The organism is Niastella sp., assembly GCF_045805085.1.
Lineage (GTDB): Bacteria > Bacteroidota > Bacteroidia > Chitinophagales > Chitinophagaceae > Niastella.
In genome coordinates, this window is sequence record NZ_JBJMLX010000230.1 from 1 (window position 1) to 18944 (window position 18944).

Genomic DNA, 18944 nt, shown 5'->3' on the forward strand with positions numbered 1-18944 from the left:
GCTCGATACGGCAGGTCACCTCGATGAAAAAAACTTCCCTCGTGGCTATGGTGAGGAAGTGGACTTCTGTTTCAGAGCTGCCAAAAAAGGGTTTAAAAACGTGCTTAATGCCAACCTGTATGTAACGCACAAACATGGCGGTAGCTTTGAGCCCGAAGAAAAGATAACTCTGCAAACAGCTCATCAAAAAAAGGTAGAAAAACTTCACCCGAACTTTACTTCTTCGGTAAATAATTTCTTTGCCAATAACAGGTTTGTTTATGTAAAATTAGCCCTGCTTTTAAAACTGGCTAAAGAGGAAGGCAATGGACTGGTGTTGTTTTTTGACCATGACCTTGGCGGAGGTACCAACCTGTATTCAAAAAACTACCTGCAAAAAAACCCTGATAAAGTTTTTATCTATGGGCAATACATTAACCCCAATTCCAACCAGGATAAAAACATCGCATTCACAATTAATTATAAAGATTATCTTTTAAAATTCGGCGTGAACGATATCGATAACTTATTTGCTGTTCTGGATCATTATGGCTTGTTGCCTTATGAGATCATTGTCAACAATATAGTTAGTTACAACAAACCATTGTCGTTCATAAAGAAAGTGGTCGCTTTCAAGCAGATAAAGAATATTAAATTGTCTGTATTTTGCCACGATTATTTCTATTTGTGTCCGAATTTTCTGCTGTTTACGGAGAACAATAAATTCTGTCGCCTCCCGTCTGACCCGAAAGTTTGCAGCAGCTGCCTCGATAACCTTGATAAAATAATAGACCCTAAATTAATTACCGAAGAGTTTACCAACCTGTTTGAATGGAGAGCGGTATGGGGCAAAGTGTTGAGCCAGCATGCTGATCAGATCGTTGCATTTAGTGACACAACAAAAGCGCTTTTAATAAAGCAGTGGCCACAACTGCAATTGAAAATCGAGGTCATACCGCATGAGTTAGTAGGGTTCAATAAATTCGATCAGAAAGTATATAACATCGGTATTTTAGGTAACATTCACTCCATTGCCAAGGGAGCGGAATTTGTACACCAGCTGGCAACCCATGTAGAAAAGAATAAGATCAAAAATTTTACCTTAATAAATATAGGGGGTATAAATCCTCATTACGACCATCGCGTTCTTATTAAGAAAGGGCCATACCATTTAAAGAATCTTCACTATATACTTGTTGCAAATAATATAGATGTTATCCTCATTCCTTCGGTTTGCGCGGAAACATTTTCATTTACAACACGGGAAGCAATAGAAAGTGGTATTCCTACAGCCTGTTTTAATTTTGGCGGTCAGTACGACCAGGTAAAAAAATACGCTAAAGGAATAGTTGTAGATAAGATTGACCCGGCAGTTCTTTTGGAGCAAATTGAGGCTTATTTCAAAAAACAGGAAGATGAAAGCATATAAGTGTGCGATCTTATATCATAATTATTATAGTATCGATGGTATAAATGAAGTGCGGGAAACGATTAAACAAAATAGCGACCAGGATATCCTGCTGCTGTGCAGCGTCTCTGAAAAACTGGCGCTCAACCATGAGCTGGTAAATACCCCCAATGAAAAATTTGTGATATGTACCAATAAAGGTAAAGACATTGGGGGCAAATTATTGCTGATAGAATTATTGTTGAAGTTGTATAGCGATGTGCCCTACATTATCTTTTTGCACGACAAAAAAAGTTATCACAAACTCTCGGGCACCTTTGAAAAGAAAAAGTTGTTTGAAATTATCAATCCGGCCAATTTCAAAACAATACTGCAATTGTTTGAAAGCAATCCGCGGACGGGAATAGTTTGCAATACAGATGTTATAAGAAACGAATACGATAAAGCTACAAATACCTTTAATACGCCTAATTCTTCGCTGCTTAAGCAGTTAATGAAAGAATATGAGATCAATACTACTGATTATAGTTTTGTAGCTGGTACCATGTTTTGGGTCAGGGCCTCCTTGATGATCGATTTTTTTAACCAATTTAATCCTATCAAAGTCAGGTCTACACTGGAGGAGGGCAATATGCTCGATGCCGTCCAGGGAACCGTTACTCATTCATGGGAACGGCTTTTAAGCTGGATCGTTACATCAAAAGGATTTACTTTACAAGGTATAAAATGCTAAATGACTTTTTTATATTACAGGAACTGAATGAATCGTACGAGTGGGAATCAGACCTGGTGCAGTCAGTTTATTTATCCAATATCATTGATCTTGAAAAACCCATTGATACTGAAAAATTATTACGTCAATATTATACAGCGCCTGTAAACTATTATTTCAACATAACGATAAAAAACCTTGCAGCATCGAATATTGAAGAAATAAACAAGGTTTTTCTGCTCTTCCCTCATCCCCGGTATTTACGAACGGAAAAAGGCTATTCTTTGTTTTTGATGGATATTCAACAAGCTGATCTTGCTTCCCTTACTCTGCTTTTAAGAACTTATTTTCAAAAGCAGGGCATGCCAGAAATGGATCTTCTTCCTTTTCATACCGAAACCGGTTCGGCGCCTTTCTTCATTCATTTAAATGCCCGGCAACAAACTGCGCTTAACAGCGAACAGGAGTTTAGTACCTGGTATAACAACTACTTATGTGGGTCCTATAATTTTTACGACTCGTTTATTATAAAAAAAGCGCCCAGCCAAATCAACAAACAGGTTTTACAATACCTGAACGTTTTAAACAGTAATGCACAAACAGCCAACCCTTATTTATTAAATCATTTGCGTGAATTAAAGCAGATCAAAAGCGACAACATTAAGCTTAACCAGGTTAATGAGCAGCAAAAAAAGGAATTGGAAATACTGAAGGAGCTATTTAATATCAATGCCGCCCATAATGAAATGGAATATGTTTTGCAATTTTACCACAAGGAATATGAAGTGCTTCCCTTATGGTATAAACGCTTTGGACATATTATTAAATTTTTGATGGGCAAACGTAGTTTCAAATCATTGTTTAGTGATAAACACAAGAAGTAATTCTTAGTGTCATTCTGGCAGGTCTTAAACAGATCATTATGGTATAAACCATATGGGAAAAAGTACTACTTAGGTCAATGCAAACAGCCGGCGCCACTGCCAATTAAAAAGGTTGTTTTAAATATTTAGCACAGATATATGATTGTCAAAAAATTAAATTAACATAAATATTTATAGTCCTGAAAAATGGGTCTTATAAAATATGTGGGTTTATAGTAAATTTGCAGCTCAAACAAATAAATAGGGCAAAGTATGATGCGTACCAGTTTATCCGCCAAATCGACACTTTCAAAGACATTCTTAGTCAAATTTATACAGGGATAACCCGCAAATCCATAAAACAAGTAAAAATCCAGGGCTAAAAATGCTTTCGAAAAACTAAAACAAGGGTAAATATGGCAACAATGCTGACAAAATGGTCTAAGTCGGGCAACAAACTTGAACGAATATATCTACTTGCGAAAATTGAATTCAAACTCCGGTATTATGAAAACAGACTGGGTTTGCTGTGGGCTTTCATAAAGCCATTAATGGATCTCTCCATTTACTATGTCGTATTTAAAACGATCCTTAAACAAGACGTTCCGAATTTTGCTTCCTTTTTATTTATAGGTCTTATTTTTTTTAACTTCTTTCTTGAAAGTACTACGGGTACCATTCAAATTCTGAAAACCAAGAAGTATTTGTATGAGTATAGTAATATGGACAAGTTAGACATCTACATCTCCACCATTCTAAGTAATACGATCGGGTTATTATTCAACCTTGTCATTTTTCTTGTTTTTTATCTTTTTATTGAAAGAGGAGGGAACCACTTGACGTTCAAATTCCTGTATGTAATACCCATGTTTTTGACCGTCTTTATTTTATCACTCGGATTCTCGCTGATCCTGTCTAACATTTATGTAGTTGCCAAGGATATTCACCAGATCTGGACCGTATTTACCAATTTCTTTTTCTTTGTATCGCCTATATTTTACAGGCTCAGCACGTTCCGGGAGAACGTACCTGGCGCTGATTACATAAACCCAATTGCGGGTATTATCATAAATGTAAGAAAAGCAGTAATTTATGACGAAAACCCGGAATGGAAACTGTTGTGGTTCGATTTTGGTTATGCTACTATCATTCTTTTACTGGGTTTATATTTATTAAATAAATTAGGAAGTAAAGCCTCTGAAAAGCTATAAATAACACATGGATAAGTCTATTGCAATAGATGCAAAAAATATAAGCAAATCATTTCATATTACAGAAGATAGCCATAATACGGTAAAGCACCGTCTATTCAACCTTTTTAACCCACCCAGATCAAAGAAGGTTGAAGCCGTAAAACCCATGTCTTTCGAAATTAAAAAAGGCGAATGCATTGGATTTATTGGCAGAAATGGTTGCGGAAAATCAACCCTCGCAAAATTATTGGCTGGCGTTTTTATCTCCGATACCGGGTCTCTAACCATCAATGGCTCTACGATGCTTATGAACCTTGGTGTGGGAATGAGTCATGAGTTAACAGCCCGCGAAAACATTTATGTGTCTGCTTCAGTATTGGGTTTAAAAATTAAAGAAATAGACAAGATATTTGACCAGATAGTTGACTTTGCCGAGTTACGTGAATTTATAGATACCAAGATCAAGTTCTTTTCATCGGGTATGACTGCCAGGCTGGGCTTTTCAATTGCCGTAAAGGCCGGTGCAGAGATCATGTTCCTGGACGAGATTTTCGCAGTGGGTGATATGAAGTTCCAGGAAAAGGCCATTAAAGTTTTTGAATCAAGCTGGATCCAGGGTAAAACCGTAATCCTGGTTAGCCACAGTATGGAGGTGGTAAGAAGATACTGTTCCCGTACCGCCTTCATGAAAAACGGAAACCTGGTTTATTTTGGAGATACAAACAAAGCTATCGAGATGTACATTGAAGACAATCATTAATGATAAAAATTGATATATAATAAAAAGAAAGCTGGCAAGTATTGCCTGCTTTCTTTTTATATACCTGTTTGTTACACTACTCATATCCTTATTTCAACAGCCACCCCTTTTTGGTAACAATGGGATGCAGAAGCGATCAATCTGTATAAACCTCTGTCTGACGGAACACTTGGCTGGAATAATTTATTCTCCCCACAATAACGAACACCGAATCTTCACGACCCGCATACTGGTCCTTTTCTACTAAAAATCAATCAAACCTGGAACCCGTTGTTACAAATGGCGTTAAATGCGGTACTGGATTATAACGGTGGTATTTGGTATTCAGTTGGTAAACATTGCCATCCATTCGTGGCGAAACAGAAAAACAGGCGAGTCGAAGCTCAAGATCAGGGAAATGGAAAGCAGGTACTTTTTTATTTACCTGTATTGCCTTATAGAGAAGTTCTTTGCCAGCGGTGATTTTCATAAAAAATGGTGATCCGGCCCTGAGGCCGCCAACACACAGAAATAGCACAGATTTTATTACATTGCGCCTAATCAAATAATACGCGTGAACTACTGGCTTCTTACAACTGAATATCCTCCCTTTCACGGTGGCGGCATTAGTACCTACTGCTACCACACAGCCTGCATGTTGGTTGAACAAAATATTAAGATCACCATATTTGTTCCGGATGACAATGTTACCGATTTTAAAATAACCAATACGCCCGAAGGTAACCGCATTATTCATTTCAATACCAACCGAACAAATAGTGCTGAATATTTTGGGTATACAGCGCGGCTCAGTTACGAGTTCGCCAGTATAGTACTTCTCCTGATACAGCAGGAAGGGAAACCCGACATCATTGAAGCGCAGGACTATCTGGGCATCGGTTATTACCTGTTGCAATACAAGCATCTTTTATATGAGGAAGTAAAGGACATTCCAGTAGTGATCACCCTGCATTCACCTGCCTTTTTATACCTGGAATACAATCGGGTACCCACGTACAGGTTTCCCGATTTTCAAACCTGCCAAATGGAAAAAGAAGCCATCAAAATGGCCGACTGGCTGTTTGCACCTACCCAATTCATCATAGACGCTATTCAACCGTATGTGGATCTCACCACCAGCAACAAGGTTGTCATACGCAATCCGTATATAATACCAGACCATAAACCAGTTAATAGTATTGAACGTAACAAGATCGTTTATTATGGTAAACTTTCCCCACAGAAAGGAAGCTTTGAACTGCTGGCCTACTTTAAATCTCTTTGGGATGGCGGTTTTATCCATCCGCTGCACATTTTCGGTGGAACCGATATCGTTTTTCATCCCGAACAATTAACGATGGGGCAACTGGCCAATAAGAGATATGAAAATTATATTAGCAAGGGCCTGTTGCAGCTGCATGGTAAAATAGAACCCGCTGCTATTGAAAAAGAATTGCACAGCGCCCATGTAATAGTAGTGCCAAGCATTGTAGACAATTTACCGTACGTGGTTATAGAATGTATGGGACTGGGTAAGGTGGTACTTGCCTCGGTGCAGGGCGGTCAACGGGAAATGATAAATCACGGTGTAAATGGTTTTTTATTCGATCACACCATTACCGGCGACTTTGAAGAAAAACTACAATACATTCTTTCCCTGCCTGACGCAAAAATAGCTGCCATCGGGAATGCCGCCAAAGAAAAAGTGGCTGAAATGTACCACCCGACAGTAATTACAGCGCAGAAGCTGCCATTACTGGAAACCCTTATTCAGAAAAAACACAACTCCATCACTTTTCCATTCGTATACCAGAAAGAACATACACCTATTACTGCCGGCGGAAACCTCTTAAGTGTAGTTATACCCTTTTATAACATGGGTAGATACATAATGGAATGCATACAGGCGGTAAAAGCGGCTACCTATCCTGAAATTGAGATTTTGATCATCAACGACGGAAGCACCGAGGAGGACAGTCTGGCTGTGTTGAAACAGGCGGCGCAAATAGCGGGTGTTACCATTTACCATAAACCCAATGAAGGGTTGGCGTACACCCGTAACTATGGCGCCTTAAAAGCAACCGGCGAATGGCTGGCTTTTCTTGATGCAGATGATACAGTTACCCCAGACTATTATGAAAAAGCCCTGCGGGTTTTAAAACAGTATAGGAACGTATTTTTTGTAGGAAGCTTTGTACAATATTTCGAAGACACCAATCGAAAATGGGCAACCTACACACCACAACCGCCTTACGCCCTGGTACACAATCCCGTTAACAGCAGCGGCCTTGTATATAAAAAAGCCGCCTTCCTGGCTGCTGGGCAAAACGACAAAACGGTAGATTACGGCCTGGAAGATGATGAAAGCGTCGTTCATTTGCTGTCAAAGGGGTATAATGGAGTGGTGCTCCCTGAATTCCTTTTCCAGTATCGGGTGCGTGGTGACTCTATGATCAGGAAGCTTACCCGGGAAAAACTTTTGTATTCCTACAAATACATAGCAGAGAAACACAGCGCCTATTATGCCGACTTTGCAACCCAGGTAAATAATTTATTGAATGCTAACGGTCCGGGATTTCTTTTTGATAACCCAACCTTTGCAGTAACGGTAACAACAAATGCGGAAAGTAACAGCTGGTTATTCAGAAAAGCAAAAGCAATTATAAAGAAGAATAAGACCCTAAAGAAGATAGCGCTCAGATTAAAAAAATAATTACTGCTTGTTCCTCTCATTGTTAGCTACAGGCTTCCTGTAGCTAACAATAAAAGCGATAAAGAAGGCAAACATCATATTACCCAAACTGCGGTCAAAATAGGTTTCGGGAATGAATGACAGCACAAAAGCTGCAATTACAAACACGCCAAAAAAGTCTTTGTGACGGATACACTGGCGCAAGGGTTCAAATAAAAATGCCCACAGGAATAACAGTAACCCTGTAAATCCAAAAGCCACCAGTATATCAAGGTAATTGTTGTGCGTGTTACGGCGGGTTTCATAGGCAAAGTCAAAATTCTTAGCCTTATACGTATCCATCATCAGATCAACTTTATCGCCTAACTGTACGCCGAAAACCGGATGTTGTTTTACCAGTTCCCATCCACAATGCCATACCGCCAGCCTGATGTTGGCGCCATTCCACTGATCGGCTGTAACCGGCATATCAAAATGACTTTCTTCTCCCTTGTGCGCATATTCGTAGTGGGTAAAACCCAGCTCCTGAAAACGGTTCCATGTTTTTGGAAAAACAGTTATCAGCAACACCAGTACCGCCACAATACCAGCCCCCACCAACCCCAGCAGTTTCAGCTTTCTTTTCTGAATAATGTACCACACCGCCACACAAACAGTACTGCCAAATAAGGTTATCAGCGCAATACGGCTGGCTAAAAAGAAAACAGCCATCAGTAAAATAAACAAACTGGCATACACCAATCCTTTTTTTGCTACCAGGGGTGATTTTATGTAAAGCAGGTACACAAAACTAAAAATAGCCACATTGGCCAGCAACGCAATATATATCGATTGTTTGTCGATTGGGTAAGTAAGGTTATCGTTATACAGCAACGAGGAATCATTATTCACCAGGCTTGCCACAATGCCCCAGATAAAACAAAACAAAACCGTAATGGTAGTAATAACCGAATAGGCAAACAAGACCCTTTCTTTAAGCGCCTGTTTTATATACACACATCCCAGGGAAACAGGGAACACGAACAAAGGCATGCGGATCACCGTCCAGGAAAAACCCTCGGCCACGTTTTTTGAGCAAAGGGAGCTTACAATATGCAGCAAATAAAAAGCAGCCATCGCCACCACCTCTTTACGCTGGCGCAACAGGTGCCATTTTTCGCGGAAGGAACCATAAATAAAAATGCAGTATACCGACAGAAGAACTACCGCCACTACATTTATGGAGGGTATATGTGACGGATAAAAGGTGACAAAGAAAATGACCACCAGCACATATAATAATTTATCCTTTATAGTCAATAAACCCGCCTTTTCATCCAACAAAAACAAGGATCGCATATAAGGTTTCTTCTTTGCGGGCAAAAATACGGCTACCCGGTTACTTACAGAATAATAGTCGACAGTTTAACGAATTCATTATGCCTATGTTGCGCGGTTTTGTCGACAAAATAAAAATAATGCCAGGCAACTTCGGGGCATTTTGGTACGAATAATAGGGAAAGGATCTCATGAAAATTGCAGTCATCACCAGGTCAACATTATATACGGTCAAAGGCGGAGATACCTTTCAGATCATCAATACGGCCCGGCAATTAAAAGGGTTGGGAATTGATGTGGACATTAAATTAACCAATCAACCGGTTCAATACCAGCAATACGATCTGCTGCACTTTTTTAATATTGTGCGGCCGGCCGATATCGTACATCATATTAACCAGTCGGATAAGCCATTTGTGGTATCGCCCAACCTGGTTAATTACCATGAGTACGATCAATTATACCGGAAAGGTATGGCAGGCTACCTGTTCCGGTTTTTACCCAAAAACAGCATAGAATATATAAAAACGATCGCCCGGTGGGCGCAGGGAAATGATGTACTGGCAACAACATCGTATTTGTGGAAAGGCCATAAACAAAGTATAAAAAAAATATTGCAACAGGCCGCCCGCATTTTACCCAACTCAAAAATGGAGTACGATCAGCTGGCTGAATTTGGCGCCCCTTTGCCCGATTATACCCTTATACCCAACGGTATTGACCCGGCATTATTTACCTGGAACAGCAGTGTGCCCAAGGATCCCCGCCTGGTATTATGCGTGGCAAGAATTGAAGGTCTTAAGAACCAGCTGAACCTGATAAAAGCATTGAACAATACACGGTACCGCCTGGTGATTATTGGCAATCCTGCTCCTAACCAGCTCAATTATTATGAAGCATGCCGCAAACAGGCGGCAGCCAATGTGTCCTTCATAAACCAGTTGCCACAGGAGGAATTGACAAACTGGTATCAACAGGCAGCCATACACATCCTGCCCAGCTGGTTCGAAACCTGCGGGCTATCCACCCTGGAAGCAGCCGCCATGGGTTGCCGGGTTGTGATTACCGACAAAGGTTATACCCGCGAATATTTCGGAAATGAAGCCGCTTATTGCGACCCCGCTTCACCCCAAAGCATGCTGGCAGCAGTGGAAAAAGCAGCCAACACACCTGATACTGATACACTTAGAAAAAAAATATCTGAACAATATACCTGGCAGCAGGCAGCCTGTAAAACAGCTGCAGCTTACAAACAAGTATTACAACAATGACATTACGGATAGGCATATTAGGTACCAGAGGCATTCCCAATAACTACGGAGGGTTTGAACAATTCGCAGAATACCTGTCAACAGGCCTGGTGGAGAAGGGGCATGAGGTGTTTGTTTACAACTCCCACAATCACCCCTATACAGAAAGCTCCTGGAAAAACGTACAGCTTATACATTGCTACGATCCTGAGTACCAGTTGGGCAGTTTCGGGCAATTCATATACGATTTCAACTGCATCATAGATGCGCGGCGCAGGAACTTCGATGTGATCCTGATGCTGGGTTTTACCAGCAGCTCGGCCTGGGGTTGGTTCTATCCCCAACAAAGCACGCTTGTCTTCAATATGGACGGGCTCGAATGGAAGCGCACCAAATATTCAAGACCGGTACAGCAATTTTTACGACTGGCCGAAAAACTGGCCGTCCGGTTCAGCCATTATCATATTGCCGACTCAGTAGTTATTCAATCGTACCTGAAAAATAAATATGCCATCTCAAGCGAGCACATCCCCTATGGCGCCGAAATACATTACCATGAAGAAGAAACCCTGCTGCAGGAGTTCGGCGTTAAAAAGCATGCGTACTTTTTATTGATGGCGCGCATGGCGGCAGAGAACAATATCGAAATGATACTCGATGGTTTTCATGCCAGCAACAGCAATTATAAATTCCTGGTGATCGGTTCGGTCAACAACAAGCTTGGGAAGCACCTGGTAGGTAAATTCAAACACGATAAACGGATCGTATTCACCGGCGGTATTTACAACGATCCGCAAAAGATACATTCGCTCAAGGTTTTTTCTACCCTGTATTTTCATGGCCACAGTGTGGGAGGCACCAATCCCTCCCTGTTGGAAGCCATGGCCAGCCGCTCCTTGATAGCAGCGCATGACAATCCGTTCAACCGCGCAGTATTGCAGCAAGACGCTTATTATTTCTCCTCCCATCACGAAGTAAAAGAAGTGATAGAAAACACCTATCGCAATGGCCGCGAAGCAGCCATGATCAATAACAACCTTAAAAAAATACAGGAGCAGTTTAACTGGAACAATGTTATCAGTAAATACGAAACGTTTTTACAACGTTGTGTGCGGGAAAAAATGAGTAAAGAACTAAAAAGAGATGCTCCTATTAAAGTAGAGGGTTCGGGATACTAACTTCCAGTTACAGGTTACAGGTTGCAGGGTACCAGTTACCGGTCGCCGCTCTGCCGCGTATTTTCTTTGCCCTCTGTCCTTTGCCCTGTGCCTGCCTTCTCAATATCATATTCTTTAAAGACAGCTGTAAACGCCATTATCCAGATAACATATTCCGCTATATTGGTAATAAAGCTGCCCGTGAACTGGTAAATAAACACAAACACAAATAACAGCAGCCGGTAATAATTACGCCATACTTTGGTATACACAAACAACAAGCACTCCGCAAGAATGCGAACAGAAAACCCAACCCAGCCAAAAATAGCCAGGGTTTCAGCGGCTGCATTGGGAATGGCCACCCGCGTTGTATCGCGTCCATACCCATAAAAATCTCGTATCAGGTCAAAGCCCAGTATTTTGATCTGTCCCGGGCCTATCCCCCACCAATAACTTTTCTGCGCCAGCAGTTGATCGGCCAGCCAAAAGGCTTCAAAGGTTCTACCTTTACCCGAAGGGTCTTTACCGGAAATAACGTTATCAAGGCGTATAAAAAGAATATTATCGGGGAAGAACACAAAACCAACCACCAGCACGCTCACCACCACCAGGCCTGTAAGCCCCAGCAGGTTGATGAACCGTTTGTTGTGCAGGAATTTTTTATAATGCAATGTCACCATTACAGCAATGGCCATTGCAATAGCGCTGATAACCCCTAATGAAAAAGACAGCGCAAGTGGCAGCAACAACATCAACAGCAACAACCAGCCATTAATGGTATTCCTGAAAAAAAGCAACTGCAACAGGAAAAAAAAGAACAGCGGTGTAAACAACAACGCGTAATAAGAAGGCTCATAAGTAAGCAGGCTCAATCGCCTGACATCTTCCACCCCGGTTGTAAGGAATTGTTTCGTCCATAAAACCGGGTAAAGGGGCGTAAAGAAAAGGGGAATAGCCACCAGGCAACAAATAAAATTAATGACCAGCAATTGGTGAAAGATTGTACCTGGTTGCTCACACTTAATAAGGAAAGTATAAACAGCCTGGCAGAAAATATACACCAGGGTCATGTTCAGCACCGAAACAAAATAACTGTTCACATCAACTCCAATAGCAAGGTGGATCAGTACAACCGGCAACATGATTAACAGGAAAGGCCACAACACCTCGCGCTTGCGGGTCATTATCATCCAGAGATACAAAAGCGGACTTAACAATGCGGTATAGGTTAATCCAAAAGGCAACCCGAACGAATTGATAAAAAAGTAAATAAATATAACCGGAAAGAATTTATTGATCCGCATTCGTTATGGTAGTTTAATGTGCAGGGGCGCTGAGGTAGCCGGCCAGTTTATTTCTGTACATTTCCCGGTTAAAGCCTGCCGTTATAAACAGTTCGGTCAGCAACACACTGATAGTAGTACCCAGGGAACCCCATACCTGTACCAGCAACAGGTTACAGATAACATTCAACACCGTTCCCCAGCTTAACACGCGCAGGTAGCTTTTTTTATAGTTAGCAGCCATTAATAACTGGCTGGCCGGTACATGCAAACACACAATAATGGGTCCCAGGCAAAACAACCGCAATAACAACACCGCATTGCCGCTCCTGGCGCCTAAAAAAAAGGAAACAATAAAAGAGGAGAAGCTAAACAACAATACACCCGCCAAAAGCACCAGCAATAAAAAAGGCACATACACCGATTTGAAAAAAGGACGGGTAGCTTCCTTCCCTTTTTGCAGCAGCTGGCAAAGAGGCGGATATATCACCTGCGAAAACATCACCGGCACCTGCCGGGTTGCCAGGAATATTTTCTCTGCAACGCTGTAATAACCCGCTACCAGGTCGTTAGTGAACAGTCGTAATATGAACACGTTTATACTCAAAAAAGTGTTTATCGAAATATTGGAAAGCATTACAGGCCATCCTTCTTTCAGCTCATGAACGATATCACTCCACAATGGCCGCACTACCGGCAGTTTACACAGCCTGATTGCCTGAAAAATACTGGCTATGCCGGCCACCAGGCTGCCAATGCCCATAAACAAAATAAAGAACCTGTTGTCTGATCGCTGTCTGATGAAAGCAAAAACAAGCGCCGCAAACAGCAGGCGGGCCAGCAAGGTGTAAATGGTGATGTATTTCATTTTTTCAACCCCCTGAAAAAACCAGCTTACCAACAACGATTGACCCAGCACCCAGGTAAAACCAAACAGGTATAATTGAACATGTTGTTTAAAAAAAGGAACCAATGTTACAAGCAATAACAATAGGGCGAACAAGACCCCGCAAATGATCATTTTGGCAGCCAGCACCGTAAAAAAAAGCTGGGCATTTTTTGCCGCATCATCCCGGTGCAGCGCCAGAGCGCGGGTGGCGGTTAAATTAAATCCATAATCAGAAACAGTACAAAAAATAAGCAGTACCACCTGTGCCACCGCAACAATACCATAGCCATCGGCCCCAATACGGTTAATAACAAAAGGCATTACCAGTACCGGAAGCAAAAAATTGGTTCCCTGCAAAATGCCCATGGCCATAAAATTCGAAAAAATACGGCTGCGTCTGCTGCGGCTTTCCTCCATATGAATTAATTCAGAAAATACTAAATGTCAAATTATAACAATTAACGCAACCCATATATATAATTTTCCGTACTGATCTATCATGAAACAGGTTAAATTGGTAGCCACCCCTACAGATGAGCTGGACATATCGGCACTCTTTCAACAGGCCACTTCTTTTCTCAGGCAGTACGGGAAATTATTACTGGTAGTTGCTTTAGTGGGCTTATTGGCAGGGTTTATCCGTTACTGGAAAACACCTGACCTGTACACTTCCTCAATTGTGTTGCAACCAACCATTTTGACCGAACCCGAACAAATAGCGGTGATCAGCAACTGGTGCGAGTTGATACAAAAAAAAGAACGCCGTTTACTGGCAAAACAATTTAATGTAGATATTTCTCTCGTCAGAAAAGTAGAATCGATTAAAGTAGAAGAATTACAAAAGATCTTTACACCCAAAAATTATACGGCCTTTACGATCTCTGTAGTTGTACGCGACACTACCATTTTACAACCCTTGCAAAATGGAATGCTGTACGCATTAGAAAACAGTGGATATGTAAAAGAAAAGCTGGCCAGCCGAAAAAACATCCTGAAATCGATGATTCAAACTGTACAACTGGAAATGACCCGCCTGAGTAAACTGCAGCAGGTGGTTGAAACAAGTTTTCAGCAACCTACCAATGCAGGCGGTCATCTTATGTTGAACGTTTCTGATATCAGCACCCAAATTGCCAACCTGGAGGAAAGAAAATTGAACTATGAAGAGGAACTTTCTTTTATCTCACCGGTAAATGTGTTACAACATTTTTATACGCCTCTTAATCCCACCTTCCCGGTATTGTTAAAACAACTGGCACTGGGACTTGGTGGTGGGTTGTTCCTAGGCATGCTTACCAGTTTTTATTTACATTACAGAAGAAAAACGATGAATTAAGCTGATGCCCCGAAAAAACTTAATCAATAACCTGCTTTTCCTGTTCTATCTCGGCTTTCTGTTAACGGCGGTAGCTGCTTTCAGGGCCTATAGCAGTATAGCCATCGGCTTGATAGTGGCTACCTCTTTTTACTATAACAAGATCACTACGGGTTCCTGGTTCAATAAAGCTTTACGCAACAGGCTTGTGATCTGTTGCAGCCTGTTCTTCTTACTGCAAATAATACCCCTTGCTTACACAGATAATTTGCCCGTTACCTGGAGACATATAGAAGTAAAAAGCGCCTTGTTATTTATACCGCTTTGCTTCTTTAGTAACCGGTATTTAAATAAAGCCCGGTTCCATTCCTTAATGAAGGTGTATGTTTTTATCCTGGTAATCATAATCACCTGGTGTTTGGGCGTTAGTTTTATAAAATACCAGTACCATCAGGCACCCATCTATGTTTTCTTTTATCACGACTTGCTGAGCGATCTGGCGCACCATGCTATTCAGTTTTCCATACTTGTTTTTGCCGGGTTGATCTTTCTGTTGCAGGAAACCACGCAAGAGCGATATGTAGTGAACAAAGGCATTCATTTTTCGCTGCTGACCTTTCTCATTGGTAGCATGCTGTTGTTGTCGTCAAAACTGGTGATCAGTTTTACATTGTGCAGCCTGGCTTATTACGCCGTTATTTCGTTGAAAAAAAATGTAAATACCCGTTGGGCCATTGCATGGGTGGCCGTTGCCGGCATCGCCATCAGCAGTATTATATTGTTTACAAAAAATCCCATCAGCTACCGCTTTAGTGACATCATGCATAATAACATGATCGTTATGGAGAAAAAGACCTTTGAACCAAGGTTTTATTTCAATGGGGTGGCGTTCCGCTTACTGCAATGGCGTTTTGTAAAAGAAATAATCCAGGAACACCGGGCCTGGGTCCTGGGCGTAACGCCTGCCCATGCACAACCTTTGTTAAACCAGAAGTATTTGGAGGCCAATATGTATGCCGGTCACCCCGGCACTCCCGATCACGGGTACCAGGGCTACAACACGCACAACCAGTGGCTGGAGTCTTTTTTACAATCGGGGCTTATAGGATTGATCCTATTTTTCTGTATCTGTTTTTCCATGGTTGCCATGGCCATTCAGCAAAAGAGCCGGTCTTTATGGGCAATTGTACTTTTAGTGCTCGCGTATTCTTTTCAGGAGGCGGTGTTTGAAACTCAATATGGGCTGGTCGTCTTCCTGTTTTTGCCGCTGTTCTTTTACTTTGGGGAGAAAGAACCTGAGAAACAATAGGTTACAAATCACACCAATATTTTCCAAACGAAAATGAAATTCCCCAGCTGGCTTTTTGCCATTTAATACAGGGTCAGTCTTTTTTAGCCGGGAATTTCCCCCTTTAGTGTTTATCCCAACTTGTCGGAGGGTTGGGAGTACAATCGGGTTGTACTAATCCCGGTTTTACCTGCACTCTTCCACGTCAGCAAGGCCATTAAATCAGAATAATATAAATTGTATATTAATTCCCGAACCCCTGACAAACATTCCCGTTGATTAACTGTTAAATGCAATTATGAAGATTTTACTAACGTATTTAAAACCATACAGATGGCTGGTTGGCTTAACACTTTTTCTAGCCGCTGTAAATACCGCTTTTTCCTTATTCGATCCCATAATATTAGGAAAACTTGTCCGGCTTGCCGGCACCTACTTAAATACACCTAAAGGGCAAAGACCTGGTAAAGAATTCTTTACTGCTACCACCCCGTATTACGGTGTAATTTGGCTGTTGTTAGCTTCCATTGGCGTGGCCATGGTAAGCCGCATAGCCAAAAACTTCCAGGATTATTTCCTGAACGTGATCATCCAAAAATTTGGCGCCAAAGTATTTACCGATGGCTTAAAACATGCCATGCGATTGCCTTACCAGGAGTTTGAAGACCAGCGCAGCGGTGAAACCCTGAGCGTGCTCACCAAGGTGCGGGCCGATACAGAGAAGTTCATGAATTATTTCATCAACATAATGTTTGGTGTGCTGGTAGGCGTAACCTTTGTTATGATCTATGCTTCTATATGGATCAGTTGGACAATCGCCGCTGCCTATGTAGTGGGTATTTTACTGCTTACAACGATCACCAATGTACTTAGTAAAAAAATAAAAACCATTCAAAAGACCATCGTAGCACAAACAACTTCACTGGCAGGTTCTACCACGGAATCACTCCGCAATATAGAGCTGGTAAAAAGTTTGGGGCTTACCAACCAGGAAGTAACACGACTGAACAAAAATACCTACAAGATATTAGGGCTGGAATTGACAAAGGTAAAACGTGTGCGAAGCATCAGCTTTGTACAGGGCACCTTTGTGAACACGTTGCGCCAGGTGATCCTATTCATCTTAACCTGGCTGATCTTCCATGACAAAATGGATTTCGGGCAACTGGTAACCATGCAGATCTTCTCATTCTTCGTATTTGGTCCATTGCAGGAGATCAGCAACATCATCATCAGCTATCGCGAAGCGGAAGCCTCGTTGAACAACTTTCATAACCTGATGACAAAAGCGCCTGAGCGCCAGCCCGAACACCCTAAACACCTCGGCGATGTTAAAACGCTCGACTTCAAACAGGTTGGGTTTAAACACCAGACTGCACAGTCCCGAGCTATAGACGATATCAGCTTTTCTGCCCAGGTAGGGGAAACCATCGCCTTTGTTGGTCCTTCCGGTTCAGGCAAAACTACCCTGATGAAATTGCTGGTGGGGTTGTACCGCCCGCAACAGGGAAAGATCCTGTATAATGGCATCGATGAAAGCGACATCAACTATGAAGACCTGCGCAACCAGATCGGTTTTGTAACGCAGGACACGCAATTGTTCTCAGGTACTATTAAAGAAAACCTGTTGTTCGTAAATACATCAGCAACCGACGAAGACCTGCTGGATGTGCTGAAAAAAGCCTCCTGTATGAATTTGCTGTCCCGTGCTGAAAAAGGCCTCGATACCATGATCGGCGAAGGCGGATTGAAATTATCCGGCGGTGAAAAACAGCGGCTCTCTATTGCCCGCGCACTATTGCGCAAACCGCGGTTATTGATCTTTGATGAAGCCACCTCCTCGCTCGATTCATTGACGGAAGAAGAGATCACCAACACCATAAAAGAAGTTTCTTCCCAGCGCAACCAGGTCACCATCCTGATCGCGCACCGGTTATCTACCATCATGCATGCCGATCGCATTTATGTGCTTGAAAAAGGCGATATAGTGGAGACTGGCAGCCATGAAAGTCTGATCGAAGAAAAAGGATTATACTACGCTATGTGGCGGCAGCAGATCGGCGAACGTAAAAAGATTGGTTCCCCGGTAGCTTAATAATTTAAAGTAGATAGTATAAAGTTCCAGGTTTTGGTTCAATTATAAAGTTGAGCCCAAACCTGGAACTTTTGTAATTTTGAGGTTCATCAACCAGGAGCATAATGCCTACGTCCAAACCCAATTACCTATGGAGCATGTTAACCATGAAATGCCCCCGCTGCCGCAGAGGCCCCATGTTCAATAATAATAATCCATGGAATCTGAAAAAGGTGTTCGACATGCCCTCCCATTGCCATGAATGCGGCCAGAAATATGAAATGGAAGTAGGTTTTTGGTATGGTACTGCGTATGTAAGTTATGCCTTATCGGTAGCCCTGTCAGTAACCACCTTTGTTGCCTGGTGGGTGCTTATAGGAATGTCAACAAACGACAACCGGTTCTTCTGGTGGCTCGGCATCAACATTTTTTTATTGATCTTCTTACAACCCTGGCTCATGCGCCTCAGCCGCGTCATCTATCTCTATTTCTTCGTTCGCTACGACCCCAATTATAAAAGCACTAAAGGAAAGACGTTTGATTACGAAACGGGATCGTATTATGATAATGAAGAAGGGCAGTAGGTAGTGGTGAAGAAGGCAAAGGGCAAAAGACAAAGGGCAAAACCGCGGCGCGGCAATCAGGCCTCCCCCCAACCCTCCCGACCTGTCGGGAGGGAGAAATACAATCTCGCGCCAATTGTTCCACCTGTTGACTTTTTCAGCTTCTTAACTCCCTCGTCTTACATCTACTTCACGCTTCCGTTATCAACGCTATCATCCTTA

General features: G+C 42.0%; 17 protein-coding genes. 13 read left to right on the forward strand and 4 right to left on the reverse strand.

Features of this window, described 5'->3' with window-relative positions; all coding sequences use genetic code 11:
- The 7 genes from ACJ751_RS11725 to ACJ751_RS11755 form a co-directional block, all read left to right on the forward strand.
- Window positions 1-1408, forward strand: a 1408-nt coding sequence (locus tag ACJ751_RS11725; protein WP_407745683.1) for a glycosyltransferase, incomplete at its 5' end; no start/stop codon positions are given.
- Window positions 1395-2120, forward strand: a complete 726-nt coding sequence (locus ACJ751_RS11730; RefSeq protein WP_407745684.1) for a rhamnan synthesis F family protein — start codon at window positions 1395-1397, stop codon at window positions 2118-2120. The genes ACJ751_RS11725 and ACJ751_RS11730, both read left to right, overlap by 14 nt.
- Complete coding sequence (locus ACJ751_RS11735; RefSeq protein ID WP_407745685.1) at window positions 2114-2983, forward strand: hypothetical protein; 870 nt, start codon at window positions 2114-2116, stop codon at window positions 2981-2983. Before ACJ751_RS11730 ends, ACJ751_RS11735 begins: the two co-directional genes overlap by 7 nt.
- Before the next feature lie 395 nt (window positions 2984-3378).
- The gene (locus ACJ751_RS11740; protein ID WP_407745686.1) at window positions 3379-4173 is read left to right on the forward strand and encodes an ABC transporter permease; all 795 of its coding nucleotides are present in this window, start codon (window positions 3379-3381) and stop codon (window positions 4171-4173) included.
- 148 nt (window positions 4174-4321) lie between these two features.
- Entirely contained in the window at window positions 4322-4915 is a 594-nt protein-coding gene (locus tag ACJ751_RS11745) for an ABC transporter ATP-binding protein (protein ID WP_407745687.1), read from the forward strand.
- 289 nt (window positions 4916-5204) lie between these two features.
- Window positions 5205-5396, forward strand: a complete 192-nt coding sequence (locus tag ACJ751_RS11750) for a hypothetical protein (protein ID WP_407745688.1) — start codon at window positions 5205-5207, stop codon at window positions 5394-5396.
- A 72-nt stretch (window positions 5397-5468) separates the two neighbouring features.
- Window positions 5469-7607: a glycosyltransferase gene (locus ACJ751_RS11755; RefSeq protein ID WP_407745689.1), complete on the forward strand. Its 2139-nt coding sequence runs from the start codon at window positions 5469-5471 to the stop codon at window positions 7605-7607.
- Here the strand turns inward: ACJ751_RS11755 and ACJ751_RS11760 are convergent, their stop codons facing one another.
- Entirely contained in the window at window positions 7608-8924 is a 1317-nt protein-coding gene (locus ACJ751_RS11760) for an O-antigen ligase family protein (RefSeq protein WP_407745690.1), read from the reverse strand. It lies immediately after the preceding gene.
- A gap of 170 nt (window positions 8925-9094) precedes the next feature.
- Between ACJ751_RS11760 and ACJ751_RS11765 the strand changes: the two genes are divergently transcribed.
- Both ACJ751_RS11765 and ACJ751_RS11770 read left to right on the forward strand, forming a co-directional pair.
- A complete protein-coding gene (locus tag ACJ751_RS11765; protein ID WP_407745691.1) occupies window positions 9095-10174 on the forward strand; it encodes a glycosyltransferase family 4 protein in 1080 nt (359 codons plus the stop codon).
- Window positions 10171-11331, forward strand: a complete 1161-nt coding sequence (locus ACJ751_RS11770; protein WP_407745692.1) for a DUF1972 domain-containing protein — start codon at window positions 10171-10173, stop codon at window positions 11329-11331. The genes ACJ751_RS11765 and ACJ751_RS11770 overlap by 4 nt, the downstream gene beginning before the upstream one ends.
- A gap of 35 nt (window positions 11332-11366) precedes the next feature.
- Here the strand turns inward: ACJ751_RS11770 and ACJ751_RS11775 are convergent, their stop codons facing one another.
- Window positions 11367-12614 (reverse strand): hypothetical protein, encoded by a 1248-nt coding sequence (locus ACJ751_RS11775; protein WP_407745693.1) that lies wholly within the window; start codon window positions 12612-12614, stop codon window positions 11367-11369.
- A 13-nt stretch (window positions 12615-12627) separates the two neighbouring features.
- Window positions 12628-13899 carry an oligosaccharide flippase family protein gene (locus tag ACJ751_RS11780; RefSeq protein WP_407745694.1) on the reverse strand — a complete coding sequence of 424 codons (1272 nt, stop codon included), beginning with the start codon at window positions 13897-13899 and terminating at the stop codon, window positions 12628-12630.
- An 82-nt stretch (window positions 13900-13981) separates the two neighbouring features.
- On the opposite strand from ACJ751_RS11780, the gene ACJ751_RS11785 reads away from it, so the two are divergent.
- The gene (locus ACJ751_RS11785; RefSeq protein ID WP_407745695.1) at window positions 13982-14818 is read left to right on the forward strand and encodes a hypothetical protein; all 837 of its coding nucleotides are present in this window, start codon (window positions 13982-13984) and stop codon (window positions 14816-14818) included.
- Window positions 14819-15029: 211 nt separating this feature from the next.
- Here the strand turns inward: ACJ751_RS11785 and ACJ751_RS11790 are convergent, their stop codons facing one another.
- Window positions 15030-15086: a hypothetical protein gene (locus tag ACJ751_RS11790; RefSeq protein WP_407745698.1), complete on the reverse strand. Its 57-nt coding sequence runs from the start codon at window positions 15084-15086 to the stop codon at window positions 15030-15032.
- An 84-nt stretch (window positions 15087-15170) separates the two neighbouring features.
- Here ACJ751_RS11790 and ACJ751_RS11795 point away from each other — a divergent pair, with 84 nt between their 5' ends.
- From ACJ751_RS11795 to ACJ751_RS11805, 3 genes are all read left to right on the forward strand, one after another.
- Window positions 15171-16106, forward strand: coding sequence for an O-antigen ligase family protein (locus ACJ751_RS11795; RefSeq protein ID WP_407745699.1), 936 nt, complete (start codon window positions 15171-15173; stop codon window positions 16104-16106).
- A gap of 277 nt (window positions 16107-16383) precedes the next feature.
- Window positions 16384-18180, forward strand: coding sequence for an ABC transporter ATP-binding protein (locus tag ACJ751_RS11800; protein WP_407745696.1), 1797 nt, complete (start codon window positions 16384-16386; stop codon window positions 18178-18180).
- Between the two features lie 104 nt (window positions 18181-18284).
- Entirely contained in the window at window positions 18285-18743 is a 459-nt protein-coding gene (locus ACJ751_RS11805; RefSeq protein WP_407745697.1) for a DUF983 domain-containing protein, read from the forward strand.
- Window positions 18744-18944 lie beyond the last annotated feature (201 nt).